The organism is Amycolatopsis sp. (assembly GCF_036008905.1).
GTDB lineage: Bacteria > Actinomycetota > Actinomycetes > Mycobacteriales > Pseudonocardiaceae > Amycolatopsis.
In genome coordinates, this window is the sequence record NZ_DASYMU010000139.1 from 1 (window position 1) to 14417 (window position 14417).

Here is a 14417-nt window from a genome sequence, read left to right on the forward strand (position 1 = left end):
AAGACGCCGGCAGGGTACGCGTCGGGCTCGTTCGGACCGACGACCGCAGGCCGCATGGATTCCTACGTCGAGCAGCTCCAAGCGGGCGGCGGGAGCCACGTGATGCTGGCCAAGGGCAACCGGTCGCAACAGGTCACCGACGCGTGCGCCAAGCACGGCGGCTTCTACCTCGGATCCATCGGTGGCCCGGCGGCCCGCCTCGCCAAGGACTGCATCACCAAGGTCGACGTGCTCGAGTACGCCGAGCTCGGCATGGAAGCCGTGTGGAAGATCGAGGTCGAGGACTTCCCCGCCTTCATCGTCATCGATGACAAGGGCAACGACTTCTTCGCCGCCACCTCGGAACCCGTGCTGCAAATCAGCTTCCGCAGCTGACCCGCTCGCCATCTGTCGACAGATGGCGATCTCTTAGTTCGTAAGAGATCACAACATGTCGACATCTCGCGAATCCCGGACGTGCAATGAACGGACCGTTCCTCTCAAAAACTGAGAGGAACGGTCCGTTCATTGCATTCTGGGACTGCTGGGGCTGATGTGACTCCCGCCATCTGTCGACAGATGGCGGGAGTCTCAGCCGGGGAACATTTCGGTCAGGCGGGCGAGGGTCCGGTCGATGCCCTGCTTGTTCTTGCGCGGGAACGGGCTCAGGCCGATCAGGAGCGACATCTTCGCCGTGGACCAGTCGAAGGTCTCGGTGATCTCGGTCTTCCCGCCCTCGACGGGCTTGAGCGCCCAGCGCCAGCGGTGGCCGTTGAAGTGGCGCCAGGCGATGAGCCGGTCCTCTTCGAACTCCACCACGGTGTTCTCGATCTTGTAGGGCGCGCCGATCTTCATGTCCATGCTGAACTTCGCGCCGAGTTCGAGCCGTTGCGGGCTTCCCTCGCGGGAGGCCTTCACGGTGCCCGAACCGTCGATCAGCGGGTGCTTCGAGGGGTCGGTCAACAGCTCGAAGATCTTCTCCGGCGGAGCGGCCACCGTGGCGGTGCCCGATACCTGACGTTTTGCCATGACACCAGCGTAAGGTGCCCGCTCCGCCCCTACCCGCTGAGCGGTTACCGGTTGCGCGGTTCCTTGTTCAGCACGACGGTCCGCTCACCGAGCGGCGCGTCCAGTTTCACCGCCACCACCGGGTAGCGGATGTCCATGGTGCACATCTGGCCCGGCGCGCCGGGGTCCTCCGTGAGGGTGATGATCACGCGTTCGGCGCTCTGCTCGACCGGCGTCGCGACGGCCCGGCCGCAGCCGCCCTCTTCCGCCTTGATGTAGACGACGTCTTCGTTGCGGCCGCGGTAGACCTCCTGCGGGAAACCCGAAGGCAAGCCCTTGGCGTCGAGCTGTGCGGCGGGGAGCGCGGCGCTGCCTTCCGGCGGCATCTGCGGCGGGCGTCCCGGTACCGCTGTCTGCCCCGCACCCGGTTCCGCCTGCGGGGCACCGGTTTCCAGCCCGCCGCCGCCGCTTCCCGGAGTGGTGGCGGCCTGCGGGCTGCCGCACGCGGTGATCGCGAACAGAACGGCTCCCACACTGACGATCTTCGCTGTGTTCCTCATGGTCCGTGCCTCCTAACGTGGCTCGACGGTCAACACCAGGGTCCGCGCGGCCAGCGGCGCGTCGAGCGTCGCCGAGATCACCGGGGTCCGGATGTCCATCGTGCACATCTGGTTGGTCTGGGCCTTCGTCTCCTTGAGGTTGACCACCACTCGCTGCGCGGTCTGCTCGGCCACCGCGGCACTCACCCGGCCGCAGCCGCCTTCCTGTGCCCTGATGGAGAGCACGGTGCCGCCGTTGCTGGTGGTCACGTCCCGCGGGTAGTCCGCCGGCAACGCCGACGAGTCGATCTGCTTCGCGGGTACCTCGGTGGTGCCTTCCGGCACGACCTGCTTCGGCCGTCCCGGCGTGGGCGTGGCTATGTCACTGGGCGACGGTGGCGCCACACTGGCACTCGTCGACAGCTCCGGCTTCGCCGCCGGGTCCGCCGCCGGCGTTCCTTGGCCGGCGCAGGCCGTCACCGCGAACAGGACGGCACCCGCACCCACGAATTTCGCTATGCACCTCATGTGGACCAAGACGGACCGGACCCCGTCCGGGGTTGCACGAAAGGCTTGACGTTCCGCCGCGCCCCCGCGCCAGGCCCAGCACCACCACCCCGAGCAACGTCGTGATCAGTAACAACACCGTGCTCGCCGAGACCAGGAAAGCTGTCACCCGGCAAAGGTTGACACGCCGCCGGTCACGGCGAACGATATCGGCTATCGATATGGACGTGGTTCGCGAGTTCCAGCAGGGCGCTGTCCGGCTGCATGTGCTGCATCATGCGGCCGACGGCGAGGTGCACGGCGCCTGGATGAGCGAAGAACTGGCACGGCACGGGTACAAGATCTCCCCCGGCACGCTGTACCCGCTCTTGCACCGCATGCAGACCGCGGGCCTGCTGATCTCCCGGCAGGTCGTCGTCGACGGGCACTCCCGGCGCGTGTACCGCGCGACGAAGAAGGGCCGCGACTCGCTGCTCGAGTGCCGCACGGTGTTGCTCGACCTGTCCAACCAGCTGCTCCCCCGAGGATTCCGCGTGCGGCGGACCAGTCAGTAATCGGCCGTTCTGGTCCATTCGGGGGCCGGATCGCGGTTGGATGATCACGCACACGTCGCAATAGGGGTCAATGCCCCAAAGATGCGCAGAAAGTCGGTATCCGCGATGGGCGTCTCTCTGCTGTAGTCATCTGACCACCGTAAGCGCCCAGTTTCCACTGTGGACACCGGAAGGACTAATCCGTTGAGCACTAAGCAATGGTTCACCCTGCTCAAAAACACCGCCATCGTGGGGATCTGCGCCGCGGCCGTGCTGGCCGTGGTCACCCCCGCCGCCTCCGCCACGGAATCCGCCGTCCCGCCGTCGACCAACGTCGTCGGCGGAACCAGGGCCGCGCAGGGCGAGTTCCCCTGGATGGTCCGCTTGTCCATGGGTTGCGGTGGGGCCCTGTACACCAGCCAGATCGTGCTGACCGCCGCGCACTGCGTATCGGGCACGGGTGCGAACACGACGATCACCGCCACCCTCGGCAACGTCGACCTGCAGAGCACCAGCACGACCAAGGTGAAGTCCACCTACGTCTACCGCTCGCCGACCTACCCGACGAGCACCGGTGGCGACTGGGCGCTGATCAAGCTCGCCTCACCGGTGACCACGATCGCGAAGCTGCCGATCGCCACCACGACGGCGTACAACAGCGGCACGTTCGACATCGCGGGCTGGGGCTCCGCGACCGAAGGCGGCGCACAGCAGCGTTACCTGCTCAAGGCGAAGGTGCCGTTCGTTAGTGACGCCACGTGCAAGGCGGCCGGCGGGAGCTACGCCGGCCTCATCTCGAGTGCGGAGATCTGCGCCGGGGTAATGGCGACCGGTGGCATCGACACCTGCCAGGGTGACTCCGGCGGCCCGATGTTCCGCCGCGACGCCAGCAATGCCTGGATCCAGGTCGGCATCGTCAGCTGGGGCGAAGGCTGCGCCAGGGCCGGCAAGCCCGGTGTCTACACCGAGGTGAGTACCTTCGCCGCCAAGATCGCGGCCGCCGCGGCCACGCTGTAAGCCCTCCGCAAGCTCCGGGCTCGTGAGTGGCTACGGGTGTTAGAACACTCGTAGCCACTCACGAGCCACCTACCCAGCCGCACTTGCGTTTCGGAGGTAGGTCACCGCTTCCTCGTAACCCCGCACCAATTCGGCGACGACGTCGGCCACCAGGCGGACCCGGTCCATCCGGCCGACGATCTGGCCCACCGGCATCGACACCACCGTCGGATCTTTCGAGAGATGGATCCGGTTGTGCGCGTGGGAAACCAGCAGGTTCTGCAACGGCATCGGCAGCGGCGACGGGGCGTCCGGCGCGGACCAGGCCTCGGTCCACCGGGTTTTGAGCAGCCGCGCGGGTTTCCCGGTGTAGATCCGGGTGCGGACGGTGTCGGAAGAACCGGCCTTCACCAAGGCTTCCTGCATCGCGGCCGAGTCACCCATGGTCTGCAGGTATTCCTCGGTGGCCAGCCAGAACGAGCCCATCCACACCCCCGATGCACCCAGTGCCAGCGCGGCCGCGACCTGCCGCCCGGAGCCGATTCCCCCGGCGGCCAGCACCGGAACCCGGTCGCCGACGGCGTCGACGATCTCCGGGATCAGCACCATCGAAGCGATCTCGCCGGTGTGTCCACCGGCTTCATATCCTTGTGCCACAACGATGTCGACGCCGTTCTCGACATGCCGCACCGCGTGCTCGGCCTTGCCCGCCAGCGCGGCGACCGGAACGCCCTTCGCGTGCACCTGCTCGATGACGTCGAACGGCGGTGAGCCGAGCGCGTTCGCGATCAGCTTGATCGGATGCTTCAGCGCGACCTCGACATGCGATCGCGCCACGGAATGCAGCCAGCCCAGTACCCCGGCGCGCTCGTCGACGTCCTCCGGCAGTTCCGGGACACCGAGTTGCTGAAGCGTTCGCTCCACAAAGGACCGATGCTCGTCCGGGATCAGCTTCGACAGGTCCATCGAAGTACCCTCGGCCGGGATCTTCGCCGGCATCACGATGTCGACACCGTACGGCTTGCCGCCGGTGTTCTCGTCCATCCAGCAGAGGACCTTCTCGAGCTCCGCGGCGTCGTTGAACCGGACGCAGCCGAGCACGCCGAGGCCGCCCGCCTTGCTGATGGCCGCCGCGACATGCTCGGACGGGGTGAACCCGACTATCGGGAGGTCGATGCCGAGCGTGTCACACAGGGAGGTCCGCACAGCCGTCCTTTCCTAGCCACGCCTTAACCGAAGGCGGGATCATTGTCCTTGGCGTACTGCTGAGCCCAGGGATAGTTCGGCTTTCCACTCGGCAACCGCCCGATTTCCTCGGCCAGCCAAAGGGTTCTCGGCACCTTGTACCCGGCGATCTCGGTGCGCACATGGGCCTCGATCCCCGCGAAATCGGGAGTCTGACCCGGTCGCGTCTGGATCACCGCGGCGACGCGCTGGCCGAGCCGGTCGTCCGGGACGCCGATGACGAGCGCGTCGAACACGTCAGGATGCGCCTTGAGCGCGCCTTCCACCTCTTCGGGGAACACCTTTTCCCCGCCGGTGTTGACGCACTGCGAGCCGCGCCCGAGCAGAGTGACGGTCCCGTCCTCCTCATAGCGCGCGTAATCGCCGGGCACGACATAACGAACGCCGTCGAGCTCCACGAAAAGCTTCTCGCTCTTCTCCGGGTCCTTGTAGTACCCGAGCGGGACATGCCCCTTGCGGGCGATCTTGCCGACCGCGCCGGGCGCTTTCTCCACCAGTTTGCCGTCGTCGTCGAGCAGTACGGCCTGGTTGTCGAAGTTCACCCGCGGGCCCGCCGAATAGTCGACGTCCTTGCTCACCATGCCCATCCCGGTGAAGCCGCTTTCCGAGGCACCGATCGCGTCGGTGATCACGAGATTCGGCAGCTGCTTCAGGAATTCCTGTTTGACGCTCTGGGAAAAGAGCGCGGCGTGGCTGGAAAGCGCGACGAGCGAGGACGCGTCGTAGCCGCCGCTCGCATAGGCCTCGATCAGCGGGCGGGCCATGGCGTCACCGACGATCGTGAGCACCTGGACCTTGTGCTCCTGCACGGCTTTCCACACGTCGTGGGCGTCGAAATGGGGCACGAACACCACCGGGCTGCCGGTGAACAGCGCGCCGAACGCGGCCCACTGCGCGGCGCCGTGGATGAGCGGCGCGGCCGGGAGCCGGACCAGCGCGCCCGCTTTTCCCTGCTCCGCCTGGGTCCATTCGTCCGGGACGTACTCGCCGGTGACGAAGTTGATCCCGCCACCGAGCGCGCGCCAGATGTCCTCGTGCCGCCACAGCACGCCCTTGGGGTAACCCGTGGTGCCGCCGGTGTAGAGGATGTAGAGGTCGTCCGCGCTGCGCTCGCCGAAGTCACGCTCGGGTGAGCTTTCCGCCAATGCCGTTTCGTAGCTGACACCGTGGTAGCGCGCGTAGTCCGTGTCGCTGCCGTCTTCCACGACGACAACGTGTTTCAATTTCGGCGTATCCGGCAGGACGTCCGCGACCTTGTCCGAATACTGCCGCTCGTGCACGAGTGCGACGAGGTCGGCGTTGCCGAACAGGTACCGCAGTTCCCCTTGTACGTAACGGTAGTTGACGTTGACCGCGATCGCGCGCAGCTTGTACGCCGCGAACATCGTTTCCAGCGTCTCGATGGAATTTCTTGAGTAGACACCGATATGCGAGCCGGGTTCCACTCCGTGTGCCGACAGATGGTGCGCCAGCCGGTTGGCCCGCACCTCCAGTTCGGCGAAGGTGACCTGCCGGTCGCCGCAGATGACCGCGGTGCGATCCGGCACGGCGTCGACGGCGTGCTCGATGAGATCCGCGAGGTTGAGTGCCACTCAGTCAAAGTAGAACATGTTATCGTTCTGGGCAATGGGCGTTACGCTGAAAAGGAGCGGCATGACCGAACCGCACGCTTTGGTGGAGAAACGCGGCCACACCCTGATCGTCACCATGAACCGGCCGGCGGTACGCAACGCGATCTCCGGCGAGATGATGGCGATCATGGTCGACGCGTGGAACCGGGTCGACCAGGACCCGGACATCCGCGTGTGCGTGCTCACCGGCGCCGGCGGCGCGTTCTGCGCGGGCGCCGACCTCAAGTCGATGGCGAAGAACTCCCCCGGAGACGCCTATGAGCGCGGCTCGTTCGACCCCGCGCGCATCGAGGGACTGCTCAAGGGGCGGCGGCTGACCAAGCCGTTGATCGCGGCCGTGGAAGGCGCGGCGATCGCGGGCGGCACGGAGATCCTGCAGGGCACCGACATCCGGGTCGCCGGCGAGAGCGCCAAATTCGGCGTCGCCGAGGCGCGCTGGGGTCTGTTCCCGATGGGCGGGTCCGCGGTCCGGCTGCCGCGCCAGATCCCGTACACCGTCGCCGCCGATCTTTTGCTGACCGCGCGGCATATCACCGCCGCCGAGGCGAAGGAGTACGGCTTGATCGGTCATGTCGTGCCGGACGGCACCGCGCTCGAGCGGGCGCTGGAGATCGCCGACAAGATCGCCGCCAACGGACCCCTTGCCGTGCAAGCGATCTTGCGCACGATCCGCGACACCGAGGGCCTGCACGAAGAGGAGGCGTTCAAACTCGAAGCGCAGTACGGCATCAAGGTGTTCCAGAGCGAAGACGCGAAGGAAGGCCCCCGCGCCTTCGCCGAAAAGCGCACTCCGCACTTCAAGGGCCACTGACCGCACTTTCTCGCCAAAGTGCCCCCCCGATCACTTCAGTTTGCGCTTGTACAACTTCCCGTTGGGATCCCGCGGCAGCTCGGTGAGATACGTGATCGTCTTGGGCAGCTTGAACTTCGCGAGCCGGGTGCGCGCGTAGTCGAGGATCTCCGCCGTCAGCGCGTCACTCGGTTCGACGCCCTCGGCGGGCTGGACGACGGCCTTGATCTCCTCACCCCAGTCCTCGTGCGGTACCCCGAACACGGCGATGTCGGCGATCTTCGGGTGCATGATCAGCTCGCCCTCGATCTCCGCGGGATAGATGTTCACCCCGCCGGAGATGATCAGATCGGCCTTGCGGTCGTGCAGGTACAGATAGCCGTCCTCGTCGAGATGTCCGACGTCGCCGAGCGTGAACAGGTCGCCGACGCGGGCTTTCTCCGTCTTTTCCTTGTCCTTGTGGTACTCGAAGGTCGCCGAGCCCATCTTCAGGTACACGGTCCCGATTTCGCCCGCCGGGACGTCCTCACCGGCGTCGTCGAGCACGCGGACGACCGAGTTCGGCCACGGCAGGCCGACGGAACCGGGCTTGCGCAGCCAGTCCGTGCCGAAGATCGTCGTGCCGCCGCCCTCGGTCGCGGCGTAGTACTCGGTGACGACCGGGCCCCACCACTCGAGCATCTGCCGCTTGACCTCCATCGGGCAGGGCGCGGCGCCGTGGATCATGTTCCGCAGTGACGACAGGTCGTACTTCGCGCGGACGTCGTCGGGCAGCGCGAGCAGCCGGCGGAACTGGGTCGGGACCATATGGCTGTGCGTCACCTTGTGCCGCTCGATGAGCCGCAGCATCTCCTCGGGTTCCCAGCGGTCCATCAGCACCGCGGTATGCCCGAGCTGGATCGAAATCGCCACGAAGTTGAGCACGGCGGTGTGATAGAGCGGCGAGCCGCAGAGGTGCACGTGATCGTCGAACGGCGCGAGCTCGAAGATGCCGAAGAACCAGGTGGACGCGGCGGGCACCTGGTCCGGGTCGGCTCCGGTGAGCGGACGCCGGACGCCTTTCGGCCGCCCGGTCGTGCCCGAGGTGTACAACATCGGCGACCCCGAGGTCCGGTCGTCCGGGCGCCCTTCGCCCTCCCCCGCGCCGAGCTCCTCGATCCGCCGGAAGCCCTCGACGTCGCCGACCGCGAAACGTCCTTGCGACGGGATGCCGGCTTCGTCCGCCGCGGTCTTGGCCACCGCGGCGAACTGCTCATGGGCGAGGAACGCCTTCGCGCCGCTGTCGGAAAGGATGTACGCGACCTCGGGACCGACCAGGTGCCAGTTGACGACCACGATGTAGAGGCCGGTCTGGATGGCCGCGAAGTACGCCGCCAGCAGCTCCTCACCGTTGGGTTGCAGCACCACGATCGCGTCGCCGGTCTCGAGGCCGAGGCTTCTCAGGCCGAGGGCGTACGCGTTGGCTTTGGCGGCGAGCCCGGCGTAGGTGATCTCCCGCCCGGCCGGGTCCACCACGGCGACGCGGTCCGGCTGCTCGTCGGCGATCTTCCACAATCCGAGGGTGGCGATAGAAGTGGACATAGCTCGAATCTAGAACGCGTTCCACTCATCGACAAGGGTTTGGGTACACGTCTTGCCGAGATTTCGAGAACGTGTTTCACTTCGAAGGTGACTGTCGCACCGCTGTCCGCACCGCTGAATGTCGGCTTCGACTACACCCGCTCGACCGGGCCCGTGCTCGGCCGGTTCGTGAACGGCCTGCGCGAACGCCGGATCGAGGGCATCCGCGGCAGCGACGGCCGCGTGCACGTGCCGCCGGTCGAATACGACCCGGTGACCGCCGCGCCGCTGAGCGAGTTCGTGCCCGTGGGCACCGAAGGCGTCGTGGTCTCGTGGTCGTGGATGTCCGAACCCCTTGAGGGACAACCCCTTCAGCGGCCGTTCGCCTGGGCGTTGATCAAGCTGGACGGCGCTGATACGTCAATGCTGCACGCCGTCGACGCCGAAACCGTCCACACGGGTATGCGGGTGCGGGTCAAGTGGGCCGACGAAACCGTCGGGCACATCCGGGACATCGCGTACTTCGTCGCCGCTGACGCACCAGAGGACGCGACGCCGACGCCCGCCCCGCCGCCGGTCGCCAAGCGGGAGGAGGGCGCGCCGGTCAGCACGGTGATCACGCCGGTCCACCTGAGCTACCTGCATTCCGTGTCACCGGAGGAAAGCCGTTATCTGCGTGCGCTCGCCGAAGGCAAGCTGATCGGCCAGCGCTGCGCGGCGTGCGAAAAGGTCTACATCCCGCCGCGCGGCGCCTGCCCGACCGACGGCGTGCCGACCACCGACGCCGTCGAACTGCCCGACACCGGCATCGTGACCACGTTCTGCATCGTCAACGTGCCGTTCCTCGGCCAGCGCCTCAAACCGCCGTACGTCGCCGCGTACATCCTCCTCGACGGCGCCGACATCGCCTTCCTGCATCTCGTGCTCGGCTGCGACGCGGCCGAGGTCCGGATGGGACTGCGCGTGCGCGCGGCGTGGAAACCCCGCGACGAGTGGCGGACGACGCTGGAGAACATCGACCATTTCGAGCCGACCGGGGAACCGGACGCGCCGTACGAGTCGTTCGCCCACCACCTCTAGGAGTTCGACATGGCTGACGTGGCGATTGTGGGCTTCGCCCAGGCGCCCAACGTTCGGGCGACCGAAGGCACCACCAACGGCGTCGAGATGCTCGTCCCGATCTTCTCCGAGGTCTTCGCGCGGACCGGGCTGTCCAAGAAGGACATCGGGTTCTGGTGTTCGGGATCTTCGGACTACCTCGCCGGGCGGGCGTTTTCGTTCATCGCGGCGGTCGACGCGATCGGGGCCTTCCCGCCGATCCACGAGTCGCATGTCGAGATGGACGCCGCGTGGGCGTTGTACGAGGCGTGGCTGAAGATCCGGATGGACGAAGTCGACACCGCGCTCGTCTACGGCTTCGGCAAGTCGTCGGCCGGGAACCTGCGCCGGGTCCTCGCGCTGCAACTGGATCCGTACGTGGTCGCGCCGCTGTGGCCGGATTCCGTGAGCATCGCCGGAATCCAGGCGCGGCTCGGGCTCGACGCCGGGCTCTGGTCCGAAAAGGACCTCGCCGAGGTGGCCGCGCGCAGCCGCGCGGACGCCGTGGGCAACCCGCACGCGCAGTTCTCCGGTGACGTCGACGTCTCCGAACTCCTGGATTCGCCGTTCGTGGCCGATCCGTTGCGGGCGCACGACATCGCGCCGATCACCGACGGTGCCGCGGTGGTCGTCCTGGCGTCGGCCGAGCGGGCTCGGGAGCTTGTCGAGCATCCGGCGATCATCACCGGGATCGAGCATCGGGTCGATTCGGCCGTGCTGGGAGCGCGGGACTTGACACGCTCGCCGTCGACCGAAGCGGCCGGGCGCGCGATCGGTGTCGACGGGGTGGAAGTCGCCGAACTGCACGCGCCGTTCACGCACCAGGAGCTGATCCTGCGCGAGGCGCTGGGCCTGGGCGACCAGGTGCGGATCAACCCGTCGGGCGGCGTGCTCGTCGGCAACCCGATGTTCGCCGCCGGACTGGCTCGTATCGGTGAAGCGGCCGGTCGAATCCTGTCGGGTGACGCTCGCAAGACGCTCGCGCACGCGACGAGCGGCCCGGCGCTGCAACAGAACCTGGTGTGCGTGATGGAGGCTCGGGACTGATGGGCAAGCAACTCGCGGCGGTGCTCGGGACCGGGCAGACACATCACAAGGCCAAGCGGCTCGACGTTTCGATGCCCGGGCTGATCCGGGAGGCGATCGACCGGGCGATGCTGGACGCACAGGTCGGCTGGGACGAGATCGACGCCGTCGTGCTCGGCAAGGCGCCGGACCTGTTCGAAGGCGTCATGATGCCGGAGCTGTTCCTGGCCGATTCCCTTGGTGCCACGGGGAAACCGTTGATCCGGGTGCATACCGCGGGTTCGGTCGGCGGGTCGACGGCGCTGGTCGCGGCTTCGCTCGTCCAGGCCGGCGTGCACCGGCGGGTGCTGACGGTGGCGTACGAAAAGCAGTCCGAGTCCAACGCGATGTGGGGGCTGTCGATCCTGCCGCCGTTCCAGATGCCCGTCGGCGCGGGCGCGGGCGGCTACTTCGCGCCGCATGTCCGGTCGTATATCCGGCGGTCCGGCGCGCCCGAGCACATCGGGGCGATCGTGGCCGCTAAGGACCGTCGTAACGGTTCGCTGAACCCGTACGCGCATCTGCGGCAGGGGGACATCACGGTCGAGTCGGTGCAGGCGTCGCAGATGCTGTGGGACCCGATCCGTTACGACGAGACGTGCCCCTCGTCGGACGGCGCCTGCGCGATGGTGCTCGGCGACGAGGCCGCCGGCGACGCCGTTCCCGGTGGGGCGGCGTGGATCCACGCGACGGCGATGCGCACCGAGCCGACCACCTTCGCCGGGCGCGACCAGGTCAACCCGCAGGCCGGTCGCGACGCCGCGGCCGCGCTGTGGAAGGAAGCCGGGATCACCGATCCACTGTCCGAAGTGGACACCGCGGAGATCTACGTGCCGTTCTCGTGGTTCGAGCCGATGTGGCTGGAGAACCTGGGTTTCGCCGCGGAGGGCGAGGGCTGGAAGGTCACCGAAGCGGGCGAGACCGCGCTCGGCGGACGTCTGCCGGTGAACCCGTCCGGCGGCGTCCTGTCCTCGAACCCGATCGGCGCTTCCGGCATGCTCCGGTTTTCCGAGGCCGCCAAGCAGGTCATGGGCCGCGCGGGCGACTACCAGGTCGACGGCGCCCGTGTCGCGCTCGGCCACGCGTACGGCGGCGGTTCCCAGTACTTCTCCATGTGGGTCGTCGGCTCCGCCAAACCCTGACGCGGGGAATATGTCGACACTTTCCCCACGCTCACGCTTCCGAATATGTCGACATATTCGGGGGTTCAGCGGCCGGAAAGTGGCGTTTTCCTCGGCGAGCCGTCCCAAAACTCCGGAATATGTCGACAACTTCCGTTAGGCTCGCTAACGGAAGTTGTCGACATATTCGGAAGTTCGGGTCAGGCGAGGGTGACGAGTTCGGACCAGTTTTCGTCGGGGAGGTCGGGCTCGACGGTGGTGAGCACGGTGCTGGACTCGAACTCGATCTCGCTGCCCAGGGTGGAGAGGAACGCCGTGTCGGCGGCGTCGCGGCCGGTCGCGATGCGGGTCATGCTCTTGCGCGGCGCCAGGTGTGTCGCGTCGAACACGTACCAGTGGCCGTCGATCGCGGCCTCGAACACGGCGTGGAAGTCCATCGGGGACAGTCCGGGCGCGTAGACCGCGACGAACCGCGCGGGGATGTCGATCACCCGGCACAACGCGACGCACAGATGCGCGAAGTCGCGGCAAACCCCTTGCCCGGCAAGCATGCTGTCGATCGCGTCGTCGTTCGGGCCGCCGACGCCGACGACGTAGGCCAGCTGCTCGTTGACGTACCGGACGATGGCGTCGACCTGCTCGCGCACTGTCGGCAGCGTGCCGAACCGGGCCATCGCGATCCCGCCCATCCGGTCGGACGGGCAGTAGCGGCTCGGCCGCGTGTAGAGCACGAGTTCCGCGTCGGTGATCGCCGCCGGCTCGACGATCCTGAGCGTGCGCTCGGCGGTGTAGTGCAGTTTGACGTCACCGAGCGGCAGGTCGAGCACGTGCACCAAGGTGCCGTGATCGAAATCTGCCGTTGTGTAAGGCACCGGCTGCCCGAGGAATTCGAGGGCTGACCTGTCCACCGTGCCGCCCTCGGCGACGGCGACCGAGAGCGCGGCGCGGCCCGGCTTGGTGACTCGAAAGGACATCTCGACGTCGATCAGGGCGCGGGTCATGGCGCCATGGTCCCATCGTGACCGCTGAGGCGCCGATCAGGTGTACTTGACCTGATAATGCTTGATGCCGTTGAGCCAGCCGGACCGCAGCCGGTCGGGGGCGGAGACCTCGCTGATGTCCGGCATCGCCTGCGCGATGGCGTTGAAGATGAGGTCGATCTCCAGCCGGGCGAGGTTCGCGCCGATGCAGTAGTGCGAGCCGGTGCCGCCGAAACCGACGTGCGGGTTCGGGTCGCGCAGGATGTCGAACTTCTCCGGCTCGTCGAAGATCTCGGGGTCGAAGTTCGCCGAGCTGTAGAACATTCCGACCCGTTCGCCCTTGCTGATCTTCTGTCCGCCGAGTTCGGTGTCCCTGGTCGCGGTGCGCTGGAAGGCGACCACGGGCGTCGCCCAGCGGACGATCTCGTCCGGCGCGGTCCGGGGGCGTTGTTCCTTGTAGAGCTGCCACTGTTCGGGGTGGTCGATGAACGCCTTCATCCCGTGTGTGATCGCGTTGCGCGTGGTTTCGTTGCCCGCCACGGCAAGCAGGATCACGAACAGCCCGAATTCCTCGGACGCCAGTGCTTCGCCGTCGATGTCGGCTTGGACGAGTTTCGTGACGATGTCGTCCATCGGGCATTTGCGGCGCGCTTCGGCCATATTCCAGGCGTAGCCGACGAGCTCGGCCGACGCCTCGAGCGGTTCGAGGTCGTACTCCGGGTCGTCGTAGGCGACCATCTGGTTGGACCACTCGAAGATCTTGAGCCGGTCTTCCTGCGGCACGCCGAGCAGTTCCGCGATGGCCTGCAAGGGAAGTTCGCAGGCGACGTCGGTGACGAAGTCGCCGGAGCCCTTGGCTTTGGCGCCCTCGACGATACGTTCGGCCCGGTCGCGCAAGGCGTCTTCCAGCTTCGCGATCGACTTCGGCGTGAAGCCCTTCGACACGATGCGCCGGAGTTTCGTGTGCTGCGGCGGGTCCATGTTGAGCATGATCAGCCGATTGGCGTTCATCCGCTCTTCGGTCATGTTCTCGTCGAAGCGGATGATCGCGGTCTTCTCGCTCGACGAGAAGAGCTCGCTGTCGCGCGAGATCTCCTTGACGTCTTCATGGCGCGTGACGACCCAATAACCGTCGTCCTGGAAGCCCGCGAGATTGCGGGGCTGCGGGTTCCACCAGACCGGCGCGGTCCGGCGGAGTTCGGCGAACTCCGCCAGCGGCAGCCGGGTCGCGTAGATGTCCGGATCGGTGAAATCGAAACCGGTGGGGATCAGCGGCGTCGCCACTAGTACCTCCTGTGCCCGAATGCCTGGAACACGTTCTAAACCCGATTAGAGCATACGGCGTTAACTATGGAAAGGGTTTCG

15 protein-coding genes are annotated in these 14417 nt (G+C 67.0%); 7 read left to right on the forward strand and 8 right to left on the reverse strand.

The window, feature by feature from the left end; all coding sequences use genetic code 11:
- A partial coding sequence (locus VGP60_RS23945) for a fumarate hydratase C-terminal domain-containing protein (RefSeq protein WP_327550311.1) occupies positions 1–375 on the forward strand: 375 nt, incomplete at its 5' end.
- 195 nt (positions 376–570) lie between these two features.
- Here the strand turns inward: VGP60_RS23945 and VGP60_RS23950 are convergent.
- Genes VGP60_RS23950 through VGP60_RS23960 form a run of 3 tightly spaced genes read right to left on the reverse strand, consistent with a single transcriptional unit; the run spans position 571 to position 2033 of the window.
- On the reverse strand, positions 571–1008 hold the full coding sequence (locus tag VGP60_RS23950) for an SRPBCC family protein (RefSeq protein WP_327550312.1): 438 nt from the start codon (positions 1006–1008) through the stop codon (positions 571–573).
- A gap of 44 nt (positions 1009–1052) precedes the next feature.
- Entirely contained in the window at positions 1053–1547 is a 495-nt protein-coding gene (locus tag VGP60_RS23955; RefSeq protein ID WP_327550313.1) for a hypothetical protein, read from the reverse strand.
- 12 nt (positions 1548–1559) lie between these two features.
- The gene (locus tag VGP60_RS23960) at positions 1560–2033 is read right to left on the reverse strand and encodes a hypothetical protein (RefSeq protein ID WP_414640398.1); all 474 of its coding nucleotides are present in this window, start codon (positions 2031–2033) and stop codon (positions 1560–1562) included.
- A gap of 221 nt (positions 2034–2254) precedes the next feature.
- Here VGP60_RS23960 and VGP60_RS23965 point away from each other — a divergent pair, with 221 nt between their 5' ends.
- Positions 2255–2587: a PadR family transcriptional regulator gene (locus VGP60_RS23965; RefSeq protein ID WP_327550315.1), complete on the forward strand. Its 333-nt coding sequence runs from the start codon at positions 2255–2257 to the stop codon at positions 2585–2587.
- Positions 2588–2821: 234 nt separating this feature from the next.
- Positions 2822–3583, forward strand: coding sequence for a S1 family peptidase (locus VGP60_RS23970; protein WP_414640400.1), 762 nt, complete (start codon positions 2822–2824; stop codon positions 3581–3583).
- A 69-nt stretch (positions 3584–3652) separates the two neighbouring features.
- On the opposite strand, the gene VGP60_RS23975 is transcribed toward VGP60_RS23970, so the two are convergent.
- Both VGP60_RS23975 and VGP60_RS23980 read right to left on the reverse strand, forming a co-directional pair.
- A complete protein-coding gene (locus VGP60_RS23975) occupies positions 3653–4768 on the reverse strand; it encodes a nitronate monooxygenase family protein (protein WP_327550317.1) in 1116 nt (371 codons plus the stop codon).
- A 23-nt stretch (positions 4769–4791) separates the two neighbouring features.
- Positions 4792–6399, reverse strand: a complete 1608-nt coding sequence (locus VGP60_RS23980) for an acyl-CoA synthetase (protein WP_327550318.1) — start codon at positions 6397–6399, stop codon at positions 4792–4794.
- 61 nt (positions 6400–6460) lie between these two features.
- Here VGP60_RS23980 and VGP60_RS23985 point away from each other — a divergent pair, with 61 nt between their 5' ends.
- Positions 6461–7249, forward strand: a complete 789-nt coding sequence (locus VGP60_RS23985; protein ID WP_327550319.1) for a crotonase/enoyl-CoA hydratase family protein — start codon at positions 6461–6463, stop codon at positions 7247–7249.
- A 30-nt stretch (positions 7250–7279) separates the two neighbouring features.
- On the opposite strand, the gene VGP60_RS23990 is transcribed toward VGP60_RS23985, so the two are convergent.
- A complete protein-coding gene (locus VGP60_RS23990) occupies positions 7280–8809 on the reverse strand; it encodes an acyl-CoA synthetase (RefSeq protein WP_327550320.1) in 1530 nt (509 codons plus the stop codon).
- 87 nt (positions 8810–8896) lie between these two features.
- Here VGP60_RS23990 and VGP60_RS23995 point away from each other — a divergent pair, with 87 nt between their 5' ends.
- Genes VGP60_RS23995 through VGP60_RS24005 form a run of 3 tightly spaced genes read left to right on the forward strand, consistent with a single transcriptional unit; the run spans position 8897 to position 12093 of the window.
- Complete coding sequence (locus VGP60_RS23995) at positions 8897–9868, forward strand: Zn-ribbon domain-containing OB-fold protein (RefSeq protein ID WP_327550321.1); 972 nt, start codon at positions 8897–8899, stop codon at positions 9866–9868.
- Positions 9869–9877: 9 nt separating this feature from the next.
- Positions 9878–10933: a thiolase domain-containing protein gene (locus tag VGP60_RS24000; protein ID WP_327550322.1), complete on the forward strand. Its 1056-nt coding sequence runs from the start codon at positions 9878–9880 to the stop codon at positions 10931–10933.
- Positions 10933–12093 carry a thiolase domain-containing protein gene (locus tag VGP60_RS24005; RefSeq protein ID WP_327550323.1) on the forward strand — a complete coding sequence of 387 codons (1161 nt, stop codon included), beginning with the start codon at positions 10933–10935 and terminating at the stop codon, positions 12091–12093. The genes VGP60_RS24000 and VGP60_RS24005 overlap by 1 nt, the downstream gene beginning before the upstream one ends.
- Before the next feature lie 179 nt (positions 12094–12272).
- On the opposite strand, the gene VGP60_RS24010 is transcribed toward VGP60_RS24005, so the two are convergent.
- Both VGP60_RS24010 and VGP60_RS24015 read right to left on the reverse strand, forming a co-directional pair.
- Positions 12273–13073 (reverse strand): transglutaminase family protein, encoded by an 801-nt coding sequence (locus tag VGP60_RS24010; RefSeq protein WP_327550324.1) that lies wholly within the window; start codon positions 13071–13073, stop codon positions 12273–12275.
- Between the two features lie 36 nt (positions 13074–13109).
- Positions 13110–14336, reverse strand: a complete 1227-nt coding sequence (locus VGP60_RS24015; RefSeq protein ID WP_327550325.1) for a cytochrome P450 — start codon at positions 14334–14336, stop codon at positions 13110–13112.
- Positions 14337–14417 lie beyond the last annotated feature (81 nt).